The following is a 22,224-nucleotide window of genomic DNA, read 5'->3' on the forward strand; positions in this document are numbered from 1 at the left end:
CAGCGCGGCCGACACTGTCGAACACATCGTGCGCGGCACCATGTACGGGCCGATGCGGCGAACGCCCTTGGTCTTGAGCAGCTCGCCCGTCTCGATCTGCCACTGCGCCGAGCCGCCGCCCGACCCGGCGATCACGCCGGCGCGCGGGCTCTTGAGCACCTCGGGATCGAGGCCGGCATGCGCCACCGCGTCCATCGCCGCGACGTACGAGTGGCCCGCCGCGTCGCCCATGAAGCGTCGCAGCTTTCGATCGATCAGCGCGTCCAGGTCGAGCGCGGGGTCGCCGGCCACGCGGCTGCGAAGGCCGAGCTGTTCGTACTCGGGGATGAAGCGGATGCCCGAGCGGCCTTCGCGCAGCGAGGCCGACACCGTGTCGAGCTCGCGGCCGAGGCAGGAGGTCAGGCCCATGCCGGTAACGACGACGCGATGCATCAGAAACCCTCCACCGAGCTGAAGAGGCCCACGCGCAGGTCCTTCGCGACGTAGATCTCGCGCCCGTCCACGTACGTGCGGCCGTCGGCGATCACCAGCGCGAGCCGGCCGCGCATCACGCGGCGGATGTCGATCTCGTAGCTGACGACCTTTGCTTCGGGCAGCACCTGGCCACTGAACTTGACCTCGCCGACGCCGAGCGCGCGGCCGCGGCCGGGCTCGCCGAGCCAGGGCAGGTAGAAACCCGCGAGCTGCCACATGGCGTCGACGCCGAGGCAGCCCGGCATCACCGGGTCGCCGATGAAATGGCAGACGAAGAACCAGAGGTCCGGATGGATGTCGAGTTCCGCGCGGATGACGCCCTTGCCGTTGCGGCCGCCGGTTTCCGAGATCTCGGTGATGCGGTCGAACATCAGCATCGGCGGGGCCGGCAGGCGTGCGTTGCCCGGGCCGAACATCTCGCCGCGTGCGCAGGCGAGCAGCTGCTCGCGGTCGAAAGAAGAGGGACGAGTCATCGGGGCCATGCGGGGGAAAGCCCGCGAGTCTAGCCGGTCGCCCGGGATCTTCGCAGTTCGCGGGCGTAGGGTCGGGGCGATGGGTCCATCCTGCCGCCATTCCGCGCCACCGATGTGAAACGCGCGCGAAGGCTTGGCGACGCCGCGCACGTCGCCTATACTGCGCGCCCTCACGGGCGGTTAGCTCAGCGGTAGAGCATTGCCTTCACACGGCAAGGGTCGCAGGTTCGAACCCTGCACCGCCCACCAGACATCGACCCCGCGTCGCTCCGAAACCGCCTCCGGGCGGTTTCGTCGTTCCAGGGCCTGGCGGCGGGTCGAGGGCGCCGTTGGCACGGATGCTGCGAATCCGCGTCCGCACAGCGTCGCCGGACGCGGCCGCGAGCGGAAAAACCGCGCCGTTGCGCATGTTCGTCGTAATGCCTGCGTGACACCGGCGGGCAAGCGGCCGTGAAGCTTCTGCACGCGCCGGAAAGCGTTGCAGGCTCATACGCCGCGTTAACCGCGCGCGCTCTAGCCTGCCGGCCACTGCAGTCACGGACACCCCACGTCATGGCCGACGCCCAGCCCTCCGTCCTCATCGTCGACGACGACATCCCGTTCGCGTCCGCCGCCGCCGATTTCGCGCGTGCCCACGGCTTCCAGGCGGCGATCGCGCACTCGCTGGAGGAATCGCGGCGCGCCATGGGCCGGGGCATGAGCGACCTGACGATGCTGGACGTGACGCTGCCCGACGGCACCGCCTTCGACCTGCTCGACGAGCTCGACGCCGGCCAGCACAGCCGCATCGCGCTGATGACCGGCGAAGCGTCGGTGGAAAACGCGGCGCGTGCGGTCGGACTGCCGCTGCTGGACTACCTGCTCAAGCCGCTGTGTCCGCAGCAGTTCGAATCGCTGCTGGACCAGGCCTCGTCCAGGACGCGCGCGCTCCGCGACACGCCGCCGCTGAAGGGGCTGGTCGGCCAGTGCGACGCGATCCGCCAGCTCTCCCACGACCTGCAGCGGGTCGCGCCGACGCGGGTCTCGGTGCTCATCACCGGCGAAAGCGGAACCGGCAAGGAACTCGTCGCGCGCGCCGTCCACGAGCACAGCCGGCGTCGCGGCAGCTTCGTCCCCGTGAACTGCGGCGCGATCGCGCCCGACCTGCTGGCCAGCCACCTGTTCGGTCACGAGCGCGGCAGCTTCACGGGCGCGCAGCAGCGGCATGTCGGCTTCTTCGAGCAGGCCCACCGCGGCACCCTGGTCCTCGATGAAATCACCGAGATGCCGCCGGCGCTGCAGGTCTACCTGCTGCGCGTGCTCGAGACCGGCGAGGTGACGCGCGTGGGCGGCAGCGAGAGCGTGCCGGTCGACGTGCGCATCGTCGCCGCGACCAACCGCGATCCCGTGCAGTCCATCGAGCAGGGCCGACTGCGCGAGGATCTGTATTACCGCCTCGCGGACTTCGTGGTGGCACTGCCGCCGCTGCGGGCGCGCGGCAACGACGTGGTGCTGCTCGCGAATGTGTTTGTCGACCTGCTCAACGAGGAGCACGGCCAGCAGCGCCATCTCGCGCCGGATGCGGAACGCATGCTGCTGCGGCACGGCTGGCCGGGCAACGTCCGTGAACTGCGCAGCGTCGTCCAGCGCGCATACCTGCTCTCCGAGGGCCCGCTCGTGCACGTGCCAGCCCTCGGCCGGCGCGCCCTGCCCCTGCATCAGGACGAGAGCAGCATCGTGTTCCATGTCGGCATGAGCTATGCGGACGTGGAGCGCGAAATGCTGCTGAAGACGCTGGCGAAGGTCGAGGGCGACAAGACCGAGGCGGCGCGCGTGCTGGGCGTGAGCGTTCGCACGATCCACAACCAGCTCGCCCGCCTGTCCATCGCGGACGGCGAAGGCGCCGCGTCGCATGCATGATGCTTTTCCGCCCGGCGCGCCGCGGCCGCCGCCGCACTACACCGGGCGCTGGCGGCACGACCTGTCGAACGAGGTCAACGCGGTGACGATGGCGACGTCCGCCGCACGCCACATGATCCAGATGGGCGATATCCCCGCGGCGATGATCAACCTCGCGCGTGCCGAGGATGCGGCGATGCGATGCATCGACCTGCTGCGCCACATGCCACCGTCGCCGTAGCGCGAAGGATCACGCGGTCGCAGACGAGAAAAAGGCCCGCCGAAGCGGGCCTTTTCCGTTCAACGCATCGCTCAGTGCTGCGAGCTGCTGCTACCGGTGCTACCGGTGCTGCCGGTCGTGCCCGACGTGCCGGTGCTGCTGCCGGTACGGCCCGCGGCGGAGCCGCCGTCCTTCGATCGCGACTGCGACGATGCCCCGCCCGCCTGCCGGCTGGCGTCATCCGACTGCGAGGCGCTGGTCGACGATCCCGACGCCCCCGACGACTGCGACCCGCTCGACTGGCCGCCGCTCATCGCGTTCGACTCGCTGCTGCTGCCCGAACGTTGCGACGATCCGGACAGCGAGCTGCTGCCTGCCGACTGGGACGAACCCGACAGCGAGCTGCTGCCGCTCGACTGCGAGGTCGCGACGCGGATGCGGTTGTCGATGTCGCGAACACCGGCGCAGGACTCGGCGATGTCCTCGACGCGGTGCTTCATCCAGCGCTGCTCGACGGTGCCTTCCAGCACGATCTTCCCGCCTTCGGAGCGCACCTCGACATCGGAGACATCGATGTCGTGCGCATTCATCAGCCGCTCGTTGAGGTCGTCGACGATGCGCTCGTCCGAACGCACGTAGTTCTTCGGCCCGCGGCCGCGGAACGAGCGGTTCTGCGACTGGTCGTAGCCGAACATGCCACCCTGGGCGCCCTGCGCGAACTGGCCGCTCCCCGAGCCCTGGCCGAACTGCGTCTGGCTGTTGCCCTGGAAGCTCGACTGCGAACGGTTGGAGTAGCCGCCGTCGCCATAGCCGCGTCCGGAGCCGTACTGCGACTGGCTGGAACCGAACTGAGACTGACCGGGCCCGAACTGCGACGCGCCGAAGCCACTGCCCTGCTGGCCGCGATGCTGTCCGCCGTACTGCTGCTGCGAACCGTACTGCTGCTGCGAGCCCTGGCTCATCTGCGTGCTGCCGTAGTCACCCTGGCCCCGCCAGCTGGCAAACTCGGACTCGTGCTGCGCGTAAGGGCTGTTGTAGCCGCCGTGCACGCCCGTCTGCGAGGCACCGAAGCCGCCGTGCAGCTCGCCGCGGTCGCGCGCGGACTCGCTCAGGTAGCTGCCGCCCTGCTGCCCGTAGTGCTGCCCGTAGCCGCCCTGGGAACCGTAGCCCGAGCTGCTTCCGTAGCCCTGCCCATAGGAGCGGCCGCCCGACCCCTGACTCTCGCCGCCGTACGCGCCGTAGCCCGGCGTGCGCCCGTACTGCTCACCGAAGCCCTGCGACTGGCCGTGCTGCGAGCCGCCCTGCGTGTGCGAGCCGTACCCCTGCGACGCCTGGCCCTGCGAGCCATAGCCCTGCCCGTAGGACTGCTGCGAGCCGTGCGACTGCGCGCCCTGTCCATAGCCGGACGAACCGTAGGCCTGCTGCCCCTGGCCGTACTGCTGCGACGACCCGTACGACTGGCCACCGCCTTGCCCGTACGGCTGGCTCGACTGGCCGTACTGCGAGCTGCCATAGCCCTGCGACCCCTGCGACTGCCCGTACGCCGAACTGCCGTAGCCCTGCGACTGGCCGTACTGCGAGGCCTGCCCCTGCGGCTGCTGCGAGCCGTAGCCCTGCCCCATCGAACTCTGCTGGCCGTAATCGGACGTGCCGTAATTGCTCTGCCCGTACTGGTTGCCACGGCTGTACATCTCGCCCTGGTTCATCTGGTTGGTGTAACCCGGCTCCCACTGCCCGCTTTCGCGACCCGCGCCCTGGCGCGAAGCCTGCGCGTTCTCCGACTGATAGCCCTGCTGGCGACCGCCGGACTGCTGGTTGCCCTGATCGTGCTGCTGCATGTCTTGCCTCCTGTCGTTGAACCAGTTTCGACCTGCGTTAAACGCCTCGGCGCCAAGGCGAACCACATCGTTCGCAACCTCGCGCAACTGGCGTCCCAACTGTTGATCACCCACCGTGCAGTCCTCCGTTGTCGGCTCGTCGGCGTTCGTTTGCATCGACCGCCGCATCGATTGCGTCAGGAGGTAGTCCGCAAGTCGCGTGCCAACCGGAAGCGCGGCTGTTGCGTGGCACAACAACCCGGTTCGATGAGGATGTTGCGTTGCCGGGAATATTTTTCAGCGCAACGATCGACGCGCCCAACGAGGTGATCACGCCCGTTTGACGCCGCGCTGCCTTAACGTCTGCGACGGTTATGCCCGGGCACACGCCCTCCCCTCACGAGCGAGAAAACCCCATGAAGAAGATGCTCTTCGTCGCAGCCACGCTGCTGGCACTCACGGCCTGCAACCGCGATCAGCAGGCCGACCAGTCGGCCACGACCGACACGACCGCCCCGGCCGCCGCGCCGGCGACGGACACGACCGGCACGATGCCGGCCACCGACACCACGGGTGCGGGCACGTCGGCCGACATGACCGGCACGCCGGCCACGGGCACCGACACCACCGGCACGACGGGCACCGACATGTCGGGCACGACGGGCACCACCGGTACGACGGGTACGGACACGGGTACCGGCACGACGCCGCCGACCAATACCGATACGAACCAGCAGAACAACGGCAGCACCACGCCGCCGACGCCGTAAGCGAGGCGCGTCGACACCACGTCGACACTGGAACGGCGGCCTCGCGGCCGCCGTTTTCTTGTGTCTGCTCCATCAAACCCGCGCACCGAGCCGCGCGAGCGCGCCTACATCGGCAGCGGTTTGGCCTTCGCGATCATGCGCGCCGCCTCGTCGGGCATTCCTCGCTTCGCCGCGTCGGCGAGCGTGTAGCGCGCGGGGCTGCGCACACGCGACAGCTCGGCCCACGTGACCGGCACCGCCACCGGCGCACCCTTGCGCGCGCGCAGCGACCAGCTCGCCACGCTGGTGGCGCCACGCCCGTTGCGCAGCCAGTCGATGAAGATGCGGCCGCGTCGCTTGGCCTTGCTCATGGTCGCGACGTAGCGATCGGGCGACTGCCGTTCCATCGCATCCGCGAAGGCTTCGCAGAAGCGGCGCACGGCGTCCCAGTCGGCCTCGGGCGCGAGCGGTGCCACCACGTGCACGCCCTTGCCACCCGAGAGCTTGGGAAACGAGTCGAGGCCCACGTCCAGCAGGCGGTCGCGCACGTCCCGGGCCGCCGCACGGATCTGCGGCCATTCGATCGAGGGGTCGGGATCGAGGTCGAACACGATGCGATCGGGCTGCTCGAGCGTCTCGATGCGCGAGCCCCAGGGATGGATCTCGAGCGCGTTCATCTGCACGAGCGACATCAGGCCGGCCACGCTGTCGACGTAGAAGTACGTCGCCTCGTCGCCGTCGTTCTCGACCACCCGATACCGCTTTACTGCGTCGGTGAAGCCATGCTTCACGTGCTTCTGGAAGAAGTGCTGGCCGTCGATGCCATCGGGACAGCGCACGATCGACAGCAGTCGCCCACCGATCTCCTCGAGCAGCATCGGCGCGACCGACAGGTAATAGTTCCAGACGTCCTGCTTGGTGTAGCCCTCGTCGGGATACACGACGCGATCGGGACTGCTGAGTTGCGGCAGCGAGGACGTGTCGAGGTCGAATGCGGTGTGCGCGCGGCGCCTCGACACCGTCTTGCGCGCAGTAGTCGATTTCGACGCGGCGGAAGGTGTGGCCGCCTTGCGCGTCGACGACTTGGCCGCCGGGCGGGCCGCCTTCGTTGGCGCTTTTGCGGACGCCTTGCGCGCCTTTACAGCGCCCGGCTCGGGTTGCTCGAGCGCCTCGGGCGTCGCCGGCTTGTCGTCGCGGAGTCGATGGAACGAGGCCTGTCGCACGAGTCCCTCCTTGCCCCAGCCACGAAAGAACACTTCCACCACGAGGTCCGGTCGTACCCACTGGATGCGACCCTTCGGCAGCGGCACGTGGCGCGGGATGTCCACCACCGGCTCGCCGACTTCCAGCGTTTTCAGCTGCTTCAGCAGGCCCAGCAGCATGTCGTTGTTCATGCCGGAGCCCACGCGGCCGGCATAGACGAGCGCGCCGTCCTTGTACTGGCCGAGCATCAGCGCGCCCAGGCCCTGCCGGCCGCCTTTGGGCGGCGTGTAACCGACCACCACGAAGTCGCGTGTCTCGGCCGTCTTGACCTTGAGCCACTGGTCCGACCGACCGTCGACATAACGGGACTCGGCGCGCTTGCTGATGATGCCTTCCATGCCGCGCCCGCTCGCCGCCGCGAAGATCTCGGGGCCGCGGCCGACGATGTGCGTGCTGTAGAAGAACCGCGGGTCGGCGCCGTCAAGCAGCTTCTCCAGCAATGCCTTGCGTTCGACCAGCGGCACGTCCCGCAGGTCGTGCCCGTCGAGCGCCAGCAGGTCGAAAACCACGTAGCGCAGGCATCGGGCGTCCTTCTCCGACAACGCCTTCTGCAGCGCATTGAAATCGCTGTAGCCGGTGCGGTCGACGGCGATGAGCTCGCCGTCGAGCACCGCCGCCGCGCCGAGGCTCGCCAGCATGCGGATCAGCTCCGGCGCACGCTCGTTCCACGGGATCCCGTTGCGCGACCACAGCATCGGCGCGCGTCCGCTCTGACCCAGCAGGCGGTAGCCGTCCCACTTCCACTCGTGGATCCAGTCCTCGCCCGGCGGGGCTTTCTCCGCCGCGACCGTCAGCATCGGCTGCACGAACTCGCCCATCGGGAACTTGGCACCACCGGCAAGCTTCGCCGCCTGGCGCTTGAGCGTCCGCAGGTCGCGGGCGCCGGATTTGCCTGCCTTCGTCGTGCGCACGGCGCTAGTGCGCTTCGTCGCGCCGCGCTTCGCCGCGCTGGCGGCCTTGCCCGTGGCCTGCTTGCGTGCTTTCGGCATGGTCTCGTTTCCCGTATCGAATCCCCGTCCCGCGCGGATCTCCAGTCCCTTCCTCGTCGACGCCCCGGGCGCGTCCGGCGGCGGCGCGGGAAGGTCGCCGATCAGGTCGTCGGCCTCCAGGTCGCCCGCGTATTCGTCGGTGCGCTTGAGCAGCATCCACTGCGCGCGACTGCCCTGCCGGTGCGTCCGGATCAGCGACCACCGGCCCTTGAGCCGCTGCCCCTCCAGCGTGAAGTCGATACGTCCCTTGCGGATCGACGCGTGCAGGTCGCCCTCGGGCGCCCAGGTGCCGTGGTCGAAGATCGCCATGTGTCCCGCGCCGTATTCGCCCTCCGGGATCAGGCCCTCGAAGTGCGAGTACGTGAGTGGATGGTCTTCCGTCTCGACCGCCAACCGTTTCTCGCCGGGGCGGAACGACGGGCCGCGTGGCACGGCCCAGCTGCGCAGCACGCCGTCGATCTCGAGCCTGAAGTCGTAGTGACGCGCACGCGCATGGTGCAGCTGCACGACGAACGACAACGGCCCGCTACGGCGACGCGCGACGTCGCCCTTGGGCTCGGGCGTCTGCGAGAACCGCCGCTTGCGGTTGTATTCCTGCAGGCCCATGCATCAGGCCCGCTTGGTGGCGCGCTTCTTCGCCTTTGCGCCCGTCGACTTGCGTGCGCGCGTGGCCTTTTTCGCGGGCTTCGGCGTGCCACCGCCCTTCTTGTCCAGGCTCTTCTTGAGCAGCGACATGAAGTCGACGACGTTGGTCGCCGTCTCGGCGTCCTCGTCCTCCTTCTCCTCCTCCACGTGCGCGGTGTGCTTCTGCTTGATGCGCTCCTTGATCACCTGCGACAGGCGCTCGCGGAATTCGTCCTTGTAGTCGGCCGGGCTGAATTCGTCGGTCATCGACTCCATCAGCATCTCCGCCATCTCCATCTCGCGGGGGGTCACATGCCACGCGCGGGCGCTGCCCGAAGGGAGCTCGTATTCGGACGCCTCGACGACCTCCTGCGGGAAGCGCATCAGGATGAGCATCAGCGCGTCGTCCTGCGGGGCCAGCATGCAGAGGTATTCGCGCGTGCGAATCACTACGCGGCCGATGCCGACGCGGCCGTTCTTCTTGAGCACCTCGCGCAGCAGCACGTAGCCCTTTTCGGCCTTCTTTCCCGGCACCAGGATGTAAGGGCGCTCCAGGTAGGACAGCGGAATCGACTCGGCGTCGACGAACGACTCGATCGCAATCGTCTCGTGGTTCTCGGTCGCCGCGCGCTCGATGTCCTCCGGCTGGAGGATCACGTAGTTGTCCTTCGAGAACTCGTACGCCTTCACGATCTCCTTCCACGGCACTTCCTCGCCGGTTTCGGCGTTGACGCGCTCGTAGCGGATCGGCGAGTTGTCGCGCGCGTCGAGCATCCGGAAGTGGATGTCGGTACGGCGTTCGCCGGACATGAGCTGGATGGGGATGTTGAGCAGGCCGAACGAGATCGAGCCGGTCCAGATGGGCCTCGCCATGCGGGCGTCTCCAACGGGTTTGCCGCACCGTCGCGCAGGCGGCGTACTCGCCGGGTGAAGCGGGCGCGCGATAATGCGCTCGCCGCCCATCCCAGGAAAACGCATGTCGTCCGAGCGCCCGGTGCTGTTCCACAACAAGGCCAGTTGCTCCAAGTGCAGCGGGGCGCTCGCCCTGCTGCGCGAGCGCGGCATCGAGCCGGAGCTCGTCGACATCACGTTGACGCCCCTGTCGGCGTCGCGGCTTCGGGAGATCGCCGCCATGACCGGCGGCCCGGTGCGGAGCCTGCTACGTACCGGCGAGGCCGCCTACGAACGCCTCGGTCTCGCCGATCCCTCTCTCGACGACGACGCGCTCGTCGAGGCGATGGCAGCCCATCCCGAACTGGTGGAGCGGCCGCTGCTGGTGCACGGCGGACGGGCGGTGGTGGGCCGTCCGCCGGAACGCGTGCTTACGCTCTTCGACGCGTGCTGAGCGTCAGATGAGCTTGCTCGCACGGCGCGCCGCGACGCGCGGCGGCGGCGCGAACGAATCGCTGCGCGCATCCGCCCAGTACGCCTGGAACACGGCGTGGTCCGGCACGCCGCGGAGCAGCGCACCCGGCGCGAGGGAGTTGTAGATCGCCGCGAGCGAGCGCACCTCGACGGGCGATACGCGCCGCAGGATGTGCTCGGGTCCCAGCTCGCCGGGGTGCCGCAAGCCCGCGGCGCAGATCAGGTCGCGTAGCGCCTTCAACGTGTTCTCGTGGAAGTTGTGCACCCGCACCGCCTTGTCGGGCACGTCGAGCCCCCTCCAGCGCTTGGGATCCTGCGTCGCCACGCCGGTCGGGCAGCGGTCGGTGTGGCAGCTCTGCGCCTGGATACACCCGAGCGCGAACATGTAGCCGCGACCGGCGTTGCACCAGTCCGCGCCCATCGCCATGGTGCGCGCGATGTCGAAGCCGCTGATGATCTTGCCCGCCGCAGCGATGCGGATCCGGTCGCGCAGGCCGAGCCCGACCAGCGTGTTGTGCACCAGCATCAGCGCCTCGTGCATCGGTACGCCGACGTGGTCGATGAACTCGGCGGGCGCGGCACCCGTACCGCCTTCCGCACCGTCGACCACGATGAAGTCGGGCAAGAGGCCGGTTTCGTGCATCGCCTTGGCGATGCCGAACCATTCCCACGGATGCCCGATCGCGAGCTTGAAGCCCGTGGGCTTGCCACCCGACAGCGTGCGCAGCCGGTCGACGAACGCCAGCAGGCCCTTCGGCGTGTCGAACGTGGAGTGCCGCGCCGGCGACACACAGTCGACGCCGACCGGAACGCCGCGCGTGGCGGCGATCTCCGGCGTCACCTTCGCACCCGGCAGCATGCCGCCGTGCCCCGGCTTCGCGCCCTGGGAGAGCTTGACCTCGACCATCTTCACCTGCGGATCGGCGGCCGCGGCGGCGAACTTCTCCTCGCTGAAACTCCCATCCTCGTTGCGGCAGCCGAAGTAGCCTGAAGCCACCTCCCACACCAGATCGCCGCCGAACTCGCGATGGTAGGGCGAGATCGAACCTTCGCCCGTATCGTGCGAAAAGCCGCCCATCTTCGCGCCGCAGTTGAGCGCGCGGATGGCGTTCGCCGACAGCGAGCCGAAGCTCATCGCCGAGATGTTGAACACGCTGGCGGAGTACGGCTGCGCGCGGCCCTCGCCGACGACGACGCGGAAGTCGTGCGGCATGTATTCCGACGGCTGCAGCGAATGGTTGATCCATTCGTAGTCCGGGCCGTAGACGTCCTGCAGCGAACCGAAGGGCCGGGTGTCGAGCACCGACTTGGCGCGCTGGTAGGCCAGTGCGCGCTGCTGCCGGGAGAACGGCGTCTCCGCGGTATCGGCCTCGATGAAGTACTGCCGCATTTCGGGACCGATGGACTCGAGCCCGTAGCGGAAGTGCGCGAGCAGCGGATAGTTGCGACGCAGCGTGCTGCGCGTCTGCAAGAGGTCCCAGGTGCCGAGCGCGGCGAACGGAAGCAGCACGGCCAGCACGATGCCGCCCTGCCCGAACGCGAGCACCGCGACCAGCGCGGCGAGGGTTGCCACCACCACGGCGATGTACAGCGCGTATCTCATGCGGCCTCCTCCGATTGCCCGAGCATACGCGGGCGGCTGGAGGGCGCCGTCGACGTTCAGGGGTCGCCGAGCGTCGCGTGCCAGTCCGCATACGGGGAGTCGCGCGCCAGCCGGCGCGTGAGGTCCGGCGAGCCGTCGCCCCACCAGACGGGCCCGCGTTCGCCCAGCGCCACCTTGGCCGCCTGCACGCGGCGACGCGCGCGCCGTTGCGCCGCGGCGTCGTTCTCCGCCAGTGCGCGACCGACGTCGCGTCGTGCCTGCATCAACTCGTGGGTGAGACGCTCGCGAGTCGCATCGTCGAGCCTCGGATCGGCACGCCGCCACAACCGGCCGCGCACCACGATGTAACGGCCGTCGGGCGTGACCGGAGGCGTTCCGCCGCCCGACCGAACCGCCGCGCCCGATTCAGGCGGCGCTTTCCGGGGCATACAGCAGGACCGATACGCCGTCGCGCTTGGCCTCCTCGAATGCCTGCCGCATCGCATCGCTGTAGCGCGACACATCGGGCGAAGCCGGCAGCTTCACCGCATCGAGGAACGTGCAGGACTGGAAGCCGAGCCGGTCGAGCGCGAGCAGCGCGCCGTCGCGTGCGAGCGGGAGCTCGTCGTTGTCGATCAGGCACGCGCCGTTGAGCGTCGCGCCCTCGGGCGCGGCGTTGCAGGTCGGGCCCGCCGCCATGGAAAGCTTGAATACGTGCATCGGCTGATTCCGGTCGCGCAAGTCGGGCGCCGATTGTCGTGCAGCGCACGCGCCGTCGCCACCCGAAGGCCGCGATCGGCTGGTGCCCGGAGCGGGACTCGAACCCGCACGACATGGTCGGGGGATTTTAAGTCCCCTGCGTCTACCGGTTTCGCCATCCGGGCAGGTGCGTAGCTTACGTCGCCGCCCGACCGCGCAAAAAGAAAACCCCGCATCGCTGCGGGGTCTTCGATTTGGAGGCCGAGGTCGGAATTGAACCGGCGTACGCGGATTTGCAGTCCGCTGCATAACCACTCTGCCACCCGGCCGGGAGGCGTCAAAGGCACTATCGAAGCGTGCCCCTGAAAAGACAAGACCCCGCGAGCGGGGTCTGGTCAAACGGTTCCGATGCGCTGGCCCCGATGAATCTGGAGCGGGAAAAGGGACTCGAACCCTCGACCCCGACCTTGGCAAGGTCGTGCTCTACCAACTGAGCTATTCCCGCGGAACAGGCTGCGCATTCTACGGGTGCAGCCGCCGGTGTCAACACCCGGATCGCGATCCGACTGCGTTCAGCCGATGCCCGTTCGCGCATCGCGCGCCAGCACCGGCCATGCCGCGCGCAGGTACGCCCAGCCGGACCACAGGGTCAGCAGCGCGGCCACGGCCAGCATCCATTCACCGATCGAAAACACCGGCAGGCCGAGCCACGGATCCTGGTACAGCAGGCAGGTCAGCGCGACCATCTGGACGATCGTCTTGAACTTGCCGATCGACGCGACCTTCACCCGCGCGCGTTCACCGAGCTCGGCCATCCATTCACGCAGGGCCGAGACCGCGATCTCGCGTCCGATGATCACCGCCGCCCAGAGCGCCATCCAGCGCGTCGGATGGACCTGCACGATGAGCAGGAGCGCGACGGCCACCATGAGCTTGTCGGCGACGGGGTCGAGGAACGCGCCGAATGCGGAGTACTGGTCGTAGCGACGCGCGATCCAGCCGTCGAGCCAGTCGGTGATCGACGCGAAGGCGAAGACCGCGGCTGACGCGAAGGCCGTCCACTTGTACGGAAGATAGAAGACCACCACCAGCACCGGGATCAGCACGATCCTGAGCAGCGTGAGGACGGTCGGAACGGTGATGCGCATGCGTTACTCCGCGCCGTCGGACGGCGCCAGCCCGTGCAGGGTGTCATAGATCCGTTGCGCGAGGGCCGCATTGACGCCCTCCACGCGCGCGATTTCCTCGACGCCCGCGGCCTTCAGGCCGCCGAGCCCGCCGAAATGCTTGAGCAGGGCGGCGCGGCGACGCGGGCCGATCCCCGCAATATCCTCCAGCCGGCTCGTCGTGCGGGCCTTCTGGCGCTTGCCACGATGCCCCGTGATCGCGAAACGGTGCGCCTCGTCACGTACCTGCTGGATGAGCTGCAGCGCCGGCGACTGCGCGCCCGGATGCAAGCAGCGGCCGTCGGGCAGCAGCAGGTCCTCGTCGCCGGGGCGGCGCTCGGGGCCCTTCGCCACGCCGACGATGCGCACGCCCTCCACGCCGAGCGCATCCAGCACCGCCCTCGCCTGCGCTACCTGCCCCGCGCCGCCGTCGATCAGCAGCACGTCGGGCAGGATCGCCGCGGCCGCCTGTTTTGCCCGCGCGGAGGGCGACGCGGGTTCCTCACTCGGCGCTGCCTCACGCGCTTCCATCGACCGCCGGAAGCGGCGGTGGATCGCCTGGTGCATCGCCGCGTAGTCGTCGCCCGGCGTGATGCCGGTGATGTTGTAGCGACGGTACTGCGCGCGCACAGGGCCTTCGGCGTCGAACACGACGCAGGAGGCGACGGTCGCCTCGCCCATCGTGTGGGAGATGTCGAAACATTCGATGCGGCCCGGCATGTCGTCCATCGACAGCAGGTCGCGCAGGGATTCGACGCGTGCACGCTGCGCGGCCGCGCTCGTCATCTCGGACGCGAGCGCCATCTGCGCATTGCGACGCGCGATGTCCAGGTAGCCCGCCCGCTCGCCGCGCACGCTGCAGCGGATCTGCACCTTGCGCTCGCCGGACAGCGAAAACGCCTGCTCGAGAAGCTCGCGATCCGGGATGTCGCGGTCGATCACGATCTCGCGCGGCGGCGTCTTGTCGATGTAGTGCTGCGAGACGAATGCACCGAGCACCTCGTCGGGCTGGTCGCTGCCGTTGGTCTTCGGGAAGAACGCGCGCGTGCCGAGGTTGCGGCCGTCGCGGAAGGCCATCAGCACGACGCAGGCGTTCGCGCCCTGCATGGCGATCGCGAGCACGTCGAGATCCGCCGCGCGGCCATCGACGTACTGGCGCGCCTGCAGCGTGCGGATCGACGCGACCAGGTCGCGCAGGCGCGCAGCCTCCTCGAAGTCGAGGTTCGCGCTCGCCTCCTCCATGCCGCTCGCGAGTTCGTTGGTGAGCTCGTCGCTGCGGCCCTCCAGCATCATCGAGGCGCGCCGCACGCTGCGCGTGTACTCCTCGCGCGAGATCAGGTCGACGCAGGGTGCGCTGCATCGTCCGATCTGGAACTGCAGGCAGGGCCGCGAGCGGTTGCGGAACACCGTGTCCTCGCAACTGCGCAGCTTGAACAGCTTGTGGATGAGGTTGAGCGTCTCGCGCACCGCGCCGACGCTCGCATACGGCCCGAAATACTTGCCCTGCACCGCGCGCGGGCCGCGGTGCACGGCGATGCGCGGGTAGTCGTCGCCGGTGAGCAGGACGTACGGGTAGCTCTTGTCGTCGCGCAGCAGCACGTTGTAGCGCGGCTTGAGCGACTTGATCAGCTCGTTCTCGAGGATCAGCGCCTCGGCCTCGGTACGCGTGACCGTCACCTCGATGCGCGCGATCTGCGACACCATCGACGCGATGCGCGCCGACTTGGGCGTGTTGTTGAAATAGCTTGAGACGCGGTTCTTCAGCGCGCTCGCCTTGCCGACGTAGAGCACAGCGTCGTCCGCCGCGATCATCCGGTAGACGCCGGGCGCGGTGCTCAGGTTGCGGACGAAGTCCTTCGCGTCGAAGGCGGTCGGCTTCATCGGCCGACCGGCCTCGCGGCGGGGCGGGCACGGCATGCGGTCATGCGGAACGGGTCGGCGCGGGGGATGCGGCGATTATCCGGCAGCCGGGCGCAGGCGGTGAGAAGTCGCCGCCGGCGCCACCGCCGCGTTCAGCCGCGGATGCTGGCCAGGTGGCGCTCGGCACGCGCGAGGTCCTCGGGCGTGTCCACGCCCGGCGGAAACGGCGCGGGCGTCACCGCGACCGCGATCCGATGGCCCGCCTCCAGCACACGCAACTGCTCCAGCGACTCGATCGATTCCAGCCGCCCGGGCGGCATCGACGCGAACGCCTGCAGGAAGCCTGCCCGGTAGGCGTAGATGCCGATGTGGCGCAGCCAGGGGCCGTCCGGCGGCAGGACGTCGCGCGAGCGCGCGAACGCATCGCGCGGCCACGGGATCGGTGCGCGGCTGAAATACAGGGCGTGGCCGGTGGCATCGGCCACGACTTTCACCGCGTTCGGGTCGAGCAGCTGCTCGACGTCGTCGATGACCGCCGCGAGCGTGGCCATCGGTGCGCTCGACGCGTCGAGGAGTTCCGCCACCGCGCGGATCCCGGCGACCGGCGCGAACGGCTCGTCGCCCTGCAGGTTCACCACGATCGTATCGTCGCCCCAGCCCGCCAGGCGCGCGCATTCCGCGAGGCGGTCGGTGCCCGAGGCGTGGTCGGCGGCCGTCATGGCGATGCGCACCGGGGTTCCGGACAGCGCGTCGGCGATGCGCGCATCGTCCGTCGCCACCCACACCTCGCGGGCGCCGGCCTCGAGCGCGCGGCGGGCGACGTGCAGCACCAGCGGCTCGCCGGCCAGCGGCCGCAACGGCTTGCCCGGCAGGCGCGTGGCCGCGTGGCGGGCCGGGATGGCGACGACGAAACCCGTCATTCGGGGCGTCTCCGGAAGCGTTCGATGCGGTCGAGCAGCGCCGCCCAGAACGCCTCGGGCAGTTCGGCGTCGACGGGCACCGCGTAACTGTTGTCGGGTGCGAAGGCCGCGCATTTCACCGCGTCCTTTTCGGTCATCAGCACCGGCAGCGGGCTGGTGAACGCGAGGTCCTCCGCCCGAAACACGTGGTGGTCGGGAAACGCATGCGGCACCACGGCGATGCCCCGGGCCCGGAGCGTCCGGAAAAACCGCTCGGGGTCGCCGATGCCGGCCACCGCATGCACGCGTTGCCCCGCGAATGCAGCCAGCGGACGCGGGCGTCGCCCTTGCAGCGGCATCGCGTCGCCCGCGGTCACGCGCATCGGCCACTCACCGAAACCGGCTTCGCCCTGCGTGCCGTCGCCGACGTTCAGGACGTGGAAATCGCAGCGCGCGGCGCGTTCGACATCCTCGCGCAGGGGGCCGGCGGGCAGGAGCCGCCCGTTCCCGTAGCGGCGGTGCCCGTCGATGATCTCGATCTCGAGGTCGCGGGCGAGCCGGTAGTGCTGCAGGCCGTCGTCGCAGACCACGATGTCGCAGCCGGCCGCGGCCAGTGCCTTCGCGGCCGCCGCGCGGTCGGCATCGACCCGCACGCGCGCGCCGGTGCGCCGTGCGATCAGCACCGGCTCGTCTCCCGCAATCGCCGCGGACGACTCGCCGTCGACCCAGAGCGCTTCGCGCCCTTCGCGGCCGTACCCGCGGGTCGCCACACCCGGCGTCCAGCCGGCCTCGCCCAGGCGGCGCACGAGCGCGACGGTGAACGGCGTCTTGCCCGTCCCGCCCGCCGTGATGTTCCCGACCACGACGACCGGCACGCCGGGGTGGCGCGCGCGCAGGAGCTTGCGCGAGTACATCGCTCGACGCAGCGCAGTCACGGCCCCGTACACCGGCTCCAGCGCGCGCGCGACGAGCGGCACGGGCGCATCGCCGTACCAGTGGCGCGGCGTGCGCGGCATCAGCCCGCCTCGCGGAACTGCATGCGGTGCAGGTGGGCGTAGAGGCCGCCGTGCGCGAGCAGTTCGGCGTGCGTGCCGCGCTCGACGATGCGGCCCTGGTCGAGCACAAGCACATGGTCGGCGTGTTCGATGGTCGACAGGCGGTGCGCGATCACCAGCGTGGTGCGGTCGGGCATCAGGCGCTCGAGCGCGTCCTGCACCAGCCGCTCGGACTCGGTGTCGAGCGCGGCCGTGGCCTCGTCGAGAATCAGGATCGGCGCGTCCTTCAGCATCGCGCGAGCGATCGCGAGCCGCTGCCGTTGCCCACCGGAGAGCCGCCCACCGCGCACGCCGATCGGCGTATGCGCACGCTCGGCCATGCGATCGACGAACTCGGCCGCGTTCGCGCCGGCGATCGCGGCATCGAGGCGATCGTCCGTGGCGTCGGCGAGCTCGCCGTACGCGACATTGGCGGCGATCGACCCGTCGAACAGCATGACCTGCTGCCCGACGAGTGCGATCTGGCGGCGCAGGTCGGCGAGCCGGTATTCGTCAATGGGATGCCCGTCGAGCAGGATCTCGCCGGATTCGATGTCGTAGAAGCGCGGGATGAGCTTGATCAGCGTCGACTTGCCGCTGCCCGAGCGGCCGACGATCGCGGTGACCGTCCCCGGCCGCGCGACGAAGCTGATGTCCGAGAGTGCCGGCTGGGACTGGCCGGGATAGCGCGCGCCGACCCCGCGGAACTCGATCTCGCCCCGCGCGCGCTCGAGCGGGCGGGTGCCGCTGTCGACCTCGTCGGGCAGGTCCAGCACCTCGAACAGGCGATCGGCGGAGGCGACGCCACGCTGGAGCATGCCCTGCACGTTGGTGAGCTGCTTGATCGCCGGGATGATGGCCATCATCGACATCATCAGCGCGACGAAGCCGCCGGCGGTGAGTCGCCCTTCCGCGGCTTCATGGCCCGCGAGCACGAGCAGCGCAGCGAGCCCGATGGCGCCCATCAGCTGCACCATCGCCGACGAGATACTGCGGGTGGACTCGACCTTCAGCGCGAGCTTGAGGTAGCTGTCGGCCTGCGCGGAATAACGCGCGGTTTCCACGCCCTGCGCGCCGTAGACCTTCACTTCCTGGTGGTTGCCCAGCGACTGGTCGGCGAGCTGCAGCAGCAGCGCCCCGCTCTCCTGGATGCGGTGGCCGATGCGCCGGTAGCGCCGACCGACCTTGTCCATGATCCAGCCCAGCGGCGGCGCGAGCACGAGGATCGCGAGCGTCACCTTCCAGCTCTGCAGCAACATGACGCCCAGCATCACGATGACCTGGAACGACTGCTGCAGCATCACCTTCAGCGCGTCGACCGCCGCGAGCGCGACCTGGTCGCTGTCCGAGCCCAGCCGCGTGAGCATCGACGGCACGGGCTCCGTGTCGAAGCGCAGGCCCGGCAGGCGCAGGTATTTGGACAGCACGTGCACGCGCAGGTCGCGCGCGATGCTCCGGCCGGCACGCGCCATCGCCATGTCGGTGATGTAGCCGGCGATGCCGCGGGCCACGAACAGACCGACGATCGCCAGCGGCAGCGTCCAGTCGAAGCGTGCCGACGGCGCCACGAAATTGCGGTCGATGATCGGCTGCATGAGGCGGGTGAACTGGCCGCCGGCCGCGGCCTCGAGCGCCATGGCGACGAAGCCCACGCCCATCATCGTGCGATAGGGCCGTGCGAACTGCTGCAGGCGCCGGTACGTCGGCCAGGCCGAACGGTGCTCGGTCACTTCGCGGCCGCCTTCTTCTCGGTCGGCGTGGCGACCGCCAGCAGGATGTGCCGGTAGCCGAGCTGGCCCAGCGCCTCCTGCGCGGTGATCACCGCCTGGTAGGGCGTGCGCGCATCGGCGCGCAGCATCACCGGGCGTTCGCGATCGCTGCCGCCGAGCTCGCCGATGGTCGACTTGAGCGATGCCAGATCGTCGCGGATGACCTCGCGGTCCTGGACGAAGTAACGGCCCTGCGCGTTCACCAGCACCACCAGCGGATCGCGTGCCTGCGCCGCCTCGCCGCCCGCCTTCGGCAGCTCGAGCTTCAATGCCGAGCGGCCCTCGAAGGTCGCCGTGACGACGAAGAAGATGACCAGCGTCAGGATGACGTCGATCAGGGGCACCAGGTTGATCTCCGGCTCGTCGACCGGTCGGTGCGCACCGATGCGCATCAGGCGGCCTGCGGCACCGGCCGCGCGCTGCGGGACTCGACCACGTCCATCAGCGCGATCGCCTCGTGCTCCATCTCGACGATGTACTCGGCGATGCGGCCACGGAACCAGCGATGCGCTACCAGCGCGGGAATCGCCACGATCATGCCGGTGGCGGTGCAGACCAGCGCCTTGCCGATGCCGCCGGCGAGCTGGTTCACGTCACCGATGCCGTAGTCGAGGATGCCGAGGAACATCTGGATCATGCCGACGACGGTGCCGAACAGCCCCAGCAGCGGCCCTGCGGCGGCGATCGTGCCGAGCGAGTTGAGGTAGCGCTCCATCCGGTGCACGAGGTGGCGACCGACGTCCTCGACACGCTCACGCATCACCTCGCGCGAGCGGGTGCGCATGTCGAGCACCGCGGCCAGCAGCGTGCCGAGCGGCGAGGTCTGTCGAAGCGATTCGATGTGCGCGGGATCCAGGCTGCCGCGCGCGGCCCAGACGCGGACTTCGTCGCCCAGACGCGGCGGCATCACGCGGCTGCGGCGCAGCGCCCAGCTGCGCTCGACGATCAGCGCGAGCGCGAGGGCCGACAACATCAGCAGCGGGATCATCGGCCAGCCGCCGGCTTTCACGAGTTCGAGCACGTCCCCTCCGGAGGCGGTCAGTTGCGGCCGTAGGATAGCCCAGCGTCCGCACCGCTCCGCCGCGTCGCGTCCCACAACCGCGAAGCCGAGCCCCGTTGCGTCGAAACGTGCGGTCCGCCGGCGTCGAGCCGGAGGGTGACCGCGCCCGCGTCCGCGGTGTTCCAGAGCCGTGCGCCGGCGCCTGCCCAGCGTTGCGCCACGCCGCTGTCGGGGTGATGGAACCGGTTCGCGTGGCCTGTCGAGAACACCGCGTGGCGGGCGCCCGTCGCCCGGATGAACGCGCCGTCGGACGAATGCCGGCTGCCGTGGTGGGCCACGAAAACGACATCCGCGCGGATCGCCGCCGGGTCCTCCGCGAGCAGGCGCTCCTCGACGCGACCGCTGATGTCGCCGGTGAGCAACACGCTGCCGTGGCGCGCCTCGATGCGCAGCACGCAGCTGGAATCGTTGGCGAGGTACGGAAACTCGGGCGGTGGGTGGAGGAACACGAAGCGCACCCCGTCCCACCGCCACGTCTGCCCGGCGAGGCAGGGGCGTGCCCCGTCGACGCCGGCGCCGTCCGGCGCGAGCAGGTCGCCTCCGGGTGCTTCGCGGCGCACGCTCGGCAGCCCGCCTACGTGGTCGAGGTCGGCGTGGCTGACCACCAGCCGGTCGAGGCGCGCCAGCCCGCGTGCGTGCAGGACCGGCACCACGGAGCGCTCGCCGGCGTCAGAACCGTCCGGGACGGCGGGCCCCATGTCGTACAGCAGCGCGTGGCCATGGGTGCGGACGAGCACGGACAGACCCTGCCCCACGTCGATCGCCATCACCTCGACGTCGCCGGAAGCCGGCGCATGCCGGTCGGGCCAGAGCAGCGGCAGCCACAGGACCATCGCAAGCGCCCGCCCCGGCGTGCCGCGGGGCATCAGGCCCCAGCCGGCGCCGACCAGCGCCAGGGCCACCGCCACGGGCGCCGCTTCGGGCAGGTACCACAGCGACAGGGGCGTGGCGGCGAGGCGCTCGAACAGCGGCCATGCAACGTCGAAACACCAGGAGGCCGCGCGCCATGCCGCCGCGCTCGCGGCCGGGTGAAGCGCGTCGAGCGCCACGCCCGCCACCGACAGCGGCGCGACCACGAGGCTCCACCACGGCACCGCCACCAGGTTGGCGACCGGCCCGGCCAGCGAGGCCTGCCCGAAGAGGACGACGGTCAGCGGCAGGAGGCCGATCGTCGCCACGCCCTGTGCCCGCAGCAGATCCCGCACCGGCGACCCGCCCGCGCGCGGCATGCACCACAACAGCCACGCAACACCGGCGAAGCTCAGCCAGAAACCCGCCGACAGCACCGAGAGCGGGTCGACGAGCAGCATCGCGATCGCCGCCATCGCGAGCACCTGCGGCATCGCGATCGCGCGACGGGCGAGCTGCGCCATCGCGACGACCGCGATCATCAGCAGCGTCCGTACCGTCGGCAGCGAAAAGCCCGACGCAGCCGCATATGCGATTGCCGCGACGGTGCCGATGACGGCAGCCGCCAGCCGCGCGGGTATCCGCCGACCGAGCGCGGGCACCAGCCACCACACGAGCCGCACCAGCAACGCGAAAGCACCCGCCACCATGCCGACGTGGAAGCCGCTGATCGCGATCAGGTGCGTGAGGCCGTCCGCCCGCAGGCGCGTCCAGTCGTCATCGGTCAGCCCGCGCGTGTCGCCGAGGGCGAGCGCTCGGATGAAGCGCTCTCCGGGCGCGCCGATGGCCCGTTCGATCCGCGCGGCTTCGCGGTCGCGCCAGCCCTGCAGGCCCGCGGCGGGCGCAAGCCGTTCGCCGTCGAGCACGTAGCCGGTCGCGGCGATGCGGTCGGCGAACGCATGCATTTCCCCGTCCGATCCACCCGGGTTGCGCAGGCCGCGCGGCGCCCGCAGCCGCACCGCGAGTCGCCAGCGCTCGCCCGCATGCAGCACCGGCGCCTGTCGGCCCCGATCGGCGTACCAGGCGATGCGCACGGTGTGGCCGGCAATGGGCGGGCCGTCGTCCACGTCGAACAGGAACGCGGTCCGTCGCGCCTCCACGCGCGGCAGGCCGCTGATCGTCCCGGTGACGACGAGCTCGTGCCGAGGCGGCGACGCGGGCAGCTGCACCGACAGTGCGTACGCGGCGTGCAGGCCGGCGAGTCCGGCGCCGAGCAGCGCCGCGCCGGCCCAGCCTGCCTGCCGACGCCGGATAGCGATCGCGAAACCGGCCACGGCCAGCGCGACGGACACGGCGGCCGGCGCGACCCGCGGCGCGGCCAGTGTGGCGCACACGCCCGCCAGCAGCGCGAGCGCGGCGACCGGTGTGATGAGCGGCGTCCCTGCCGCGCGCAT

General features: G+C 70.1%; 20 protein-coding genes and 4 tRNA genes. 5 read left to right on the plus strand and 19 right to left on the minus strand.

The window, feature by feature from the left end:
* Nucleotides 1–432, minus strand: a 432-nt coding sequence (locus E4F61_RS02375; RefSeq protein WP_274380523.1) for a beta-ketoacyl synthase N-terminal-like domain-containing protein, incomplete at its 3' end; no start/stop codon positions are given.
* Nucleotides 432–947: a 3-hydroxyacyl-[acyl-carrier-protein] dehydratase FabA gene (fabA, locus tag E4F61_RS02380; protein ID WP_133478152.1), complete on the minus strand. Its 516-nt coding sequence runs from the start codon at nucleotides 945–947 to the stop codon at nucleotides 432–434. The genes fabA and E4F61_RS02375, both read right to left, overlap by 1 nt.
* A 174-nt stretch (nucleotides 948–1,121) precedes the next feature.
* Here fabA and E4F61_RS02385 point away from each other — a divergent pair.
* The 3 genes from E4F61_RS02385 to E4F61_RS02395 all read left to right on the plus strand — a co-directional run bounded on the left by E4F61_RS02385 (nucleotide 1,122) and on the right by E4F61_RS02395 (nucleotide 3,066).
* Nucleotides 1,122–1,196 (plus strand) — tRNA-Val (locus E4F61_RS02385).
* 303 nt (nucleotides 1,197–1,499) lie between these two features.
* On the plus strand, nucleotides 1,500–2,846 hold the full coding sequence (locus E4F61_RS02390; RefSeq protein ID WP_133477976.1) for a sigma-54-dependent transcriptional regulator: 1,347 nt from the start codon (nucleotides 1,500–1,502) through the stop codon (nucleotides 2,844–2,846).
* Nucleotides 2,839–3,066: a hypothetical protein gene (locus tag E4F61_RS02395; protein WP_133477978.1), complete on the plus strand. Its 228-nt coding sequence runs from the start codon at nucleotides 2,839–2,841 to the stop codon at nucleotides 3,064–3,066. Before E4F61_RS02390 ends, E4F61_RS02395 begins: the two co-directional genes overlap by 8 nt.
* 71 nt (nucleotides 3,067–3,137) lie before the next feature.
* Here the strand turns inward: E4F61_RS02395 and E4F61_RS02400 are convergent, their stop codons facing one another.
* Nucleotides 3,138–4,883, minus strand: coding sequence for a BON domain-containing protein (locus E4F61_RS02400; protein ID WP_162301370.1), 1,746 nt, complete (start codon nucleotides 4,881–4,883; stop codon nucleotides 3,138–3,140).
* Nucleotides 4,884–5,278: 395 nt separating this feature from the next.
* Here E4F61_RS02400 and E4F61_RS02405 point away from each other — a divergent pair, with 395 nt between their 5' ends.
* A complete protein-coding gene (locus E4F61_RS02405; protein ID WP_133477983.1) occupies nucleotides 5,279–5,632 on the plus strand; it encodes a lipoprotein in 354 nt (117 codons plus the stop codon).
* A gap of 104 nt (nucleotides 5,633–5,736) precedes the next feature.
* On the opposite strand, the gene ligD is transcribed toward E4F61_RS02405, so the two are convergent.
* Entirely contained in the window at nucleotides 5,737–8,469 is a 2,733-nt protein-coding gene (ligD, locus tag E4F61_RS02410; protein ID WP_133477985.1) for a DNA ligase D, read from the minus strand.
* A gap of 3 nt (nucleotides 8,470–8,472) precedes the next feature.
* On the minus strand, nucleotides 8,473–9,360 hold the full coding sequence (ku, locus tag E4F61_RS02415; RefSeq protein ID WP_133477987.1) for a non-homologous end joining protein Ku: 888 nt from the start codon (nucleotides 9,358–9,360) through the stop codon (nucleotides 8,473–8,475).
* Nucleotides 9,361–9,463: 103 nt separating this feature from the next.
* Between ku and arsC the strand changes: the two genes are divergently transcribed.
* Nucleotides 9,464–9,832 carry an arsenate reductase (glutaredoxin) gene (gene arsC / locus E4F61_RS02420; protein WP_133477989.1) on the plus strand — a complete coding sequence of 123 codons (369 nt, stop codon included), beginning with the start codon at nucleotides 9,464–9,466 and terminating at the stop codon, nucleotides 9,830–9,832.
* 3 nt (nucleotides 9,833–9,835) lie between these two features.
* On the opposite strand, the gene E4F61_RS02425 is transcribed toward arsC, so the two are convergent.
* The 14 genes from E4F61_RS02425 to E4F61_RS02490 form a co-directional block, all read right to left on the minus strand.
* Nucleotides 9,836–11,455, minus strand: a complete 1,620-nt coding sequence (locus tag E4F61_RS02425) for an FMN-binding glutamate synthase family protein (RefSeq protein ID WP_133477991.1) — start codon at nucleotides 11,453–11,455, stop codon at nucleotides 9,836–9,838.
* A gap of 56 nt (nucleotides 11,456–11,511) precedes the next feature.
* On the minus strand, nucleotides 11,512–11,883 hold the full coding sequence (locus tag E4F61_RS02430; protein WP_133477993.1) for a hypothetical protein: 372 nt from the start codon (nucleotides 11,881–11,883) through the stop codon (nucleotides 11,512–11,514).
* Entirely contained in the window at nucleotides 11,861–12,154 is a 294-nt protein-coding gene (locus tag E4F61_RS02435) for a hypothetical protein (protein WP_133477995.1), read from the minus strand. The genes E4F61_RS02430 and E4F61_RS02435 overlap by 23 nt, the downstream gene beginning before the upstream one ends.
* An 80-nt stretch (nucleotides 12,155–12,234) precedes the next feature.
* Nucleotides 12,235–12,318: transfer RNA gene (locus E4F61_RS02440), tRNA-Leu, on the minus strand.
* Between the two features lie 70 nt (nucleotides 12,319–12,388).
* Nucleotides 12,389–12,462 (minus strand) — tRNA-Cys (locus tag E4F61_RS02445).
* A 100-nt stretch (nucleotides 12,463–12,562) separates the two neighbouring features.
* Nucleotides 12,563–12,638: transfer RNA gene (locus tag E4F61_RS02450), tRNA-Gly, on the minus strand.
* A gap of 67 nt (nucleotides 12,639–12,705) precedes the next feature.
* A complete protein-coding gene (pgsA, locus tag E4F61_RS02455; protein WP_133477997.1) occupies nucleotides 12,706–13,281 on the minus strand; it encodes a CDP-diacylglycerol--glycerol-3-phosphate 3-phosphatidyltransferase in 576 nt (191 codons plus the stop codon).
* A gap of 3 nt (nucleotides 13,282–13,284) precedes the next feature.
* Nucleotides 13,285–15,180, minus strand: coding sequence for an excinuclease ABC subunit UvrC (gene uvrC / locus E4F61_RS02460; protein ID WP_133477999.1), 1,896 nt, complete (start codon nucleotides 15,178–15,180; stop codon nucleotides 13,285–13,287).
* Nucleotides 15,181–15,311: 131 nt separating this feature from the next.
* Nucleotides 15,312–16,079, minus strand: coding sequence for a 3-deoxy-manno-octulosonate cytidylyltransferase (kdsB, locus tag E4F61_RS02465; protein WP_133478001.1), 768 nt, complete (start codon nucleotides 16,077–16,079; stop codon nucleotides 15,312–15,314).
* On the minus strand, nucleotides 16,076–17,074 hold the full coding sequence (lpxK, locus tag E4F61_RS02470; protein WP_133478003.1) for a tetraacyldisaccharide 4'-kinase: 999 nt from the start codon (nucleotides 17,072–17,074) through the stop codon (nucleotides 16,076–16,078). Before lpxK ends, kdsB begins: the two co-directional genes overlap by 4 nt.
* Nucleotides 17,074–18,822: a lipid A export permease/ATP-binding protein MsbA gene (gene msbA / locus E4F61_RS02475; protein WP_274380524.1), complete on the minus strand. Its 1,749-nt coding sequence runs from the start codon at nucleotides 18,820–18,822 to the stop codon at nucleotides 17,074–17,076. Before msbA ends, lpxK begins: the two co-directional genes overlap by 1 nt.
* Nucleotides 18,819–19,253: an ExbD/TolR family protein gene (locus E4F61_RS02480; RefSeq protein ID WP_133478005.1), complete on the minus strand. Its 435-nt coding sequence runs from the start codon at nucleotides 19,251–19,253 to the stop codon at nucleotides 18,819–18,821. Before E4F61_RS02480 ends, msbA begins: the two co-directional genes overlap by 4 nt.
* Nucleotides 19,253–19,882 (minus strand): MotA/TolQ/ExbB proton channel family protein, encoded by a 630-nt coding sequence (locus E4F61_RS02485; RefSeq protein WP_133478007.1) that lies wholly within the window; start codon nucleotides 19,880–19,882, stop codon nucleotides 19,253–19,255. The genes E4F61_RS02480 and E4F61_RS02485 overlap by 1 nt, the downstream gene beginning before the upstream one ends.
* Before the next feature lie 17 nt (nucleotides 19,883–19,899).
* Complete coding sequence (locus E4F61_RS02490; protein ID WP_133478009.1) at nucleotides 19,900–22,224, minus strand: DNA internalization-related competence protein ComEC/Rec2; 2,325 nt, start codon at nucleotides 22,222–22,224, stop codon at nucleotides 19,900–19,902.

The organism is Cognatilysobacter segetis, from assembly GCF_004359965.1.
Classification (GTDB): domain Bacteria; phylum Pseudomonadota; class Gammaproteobacteria; order Xanthomonadales; family Xanthomonadaceae; genus Cognatilysobacter; species Cognatilysobacter segetis.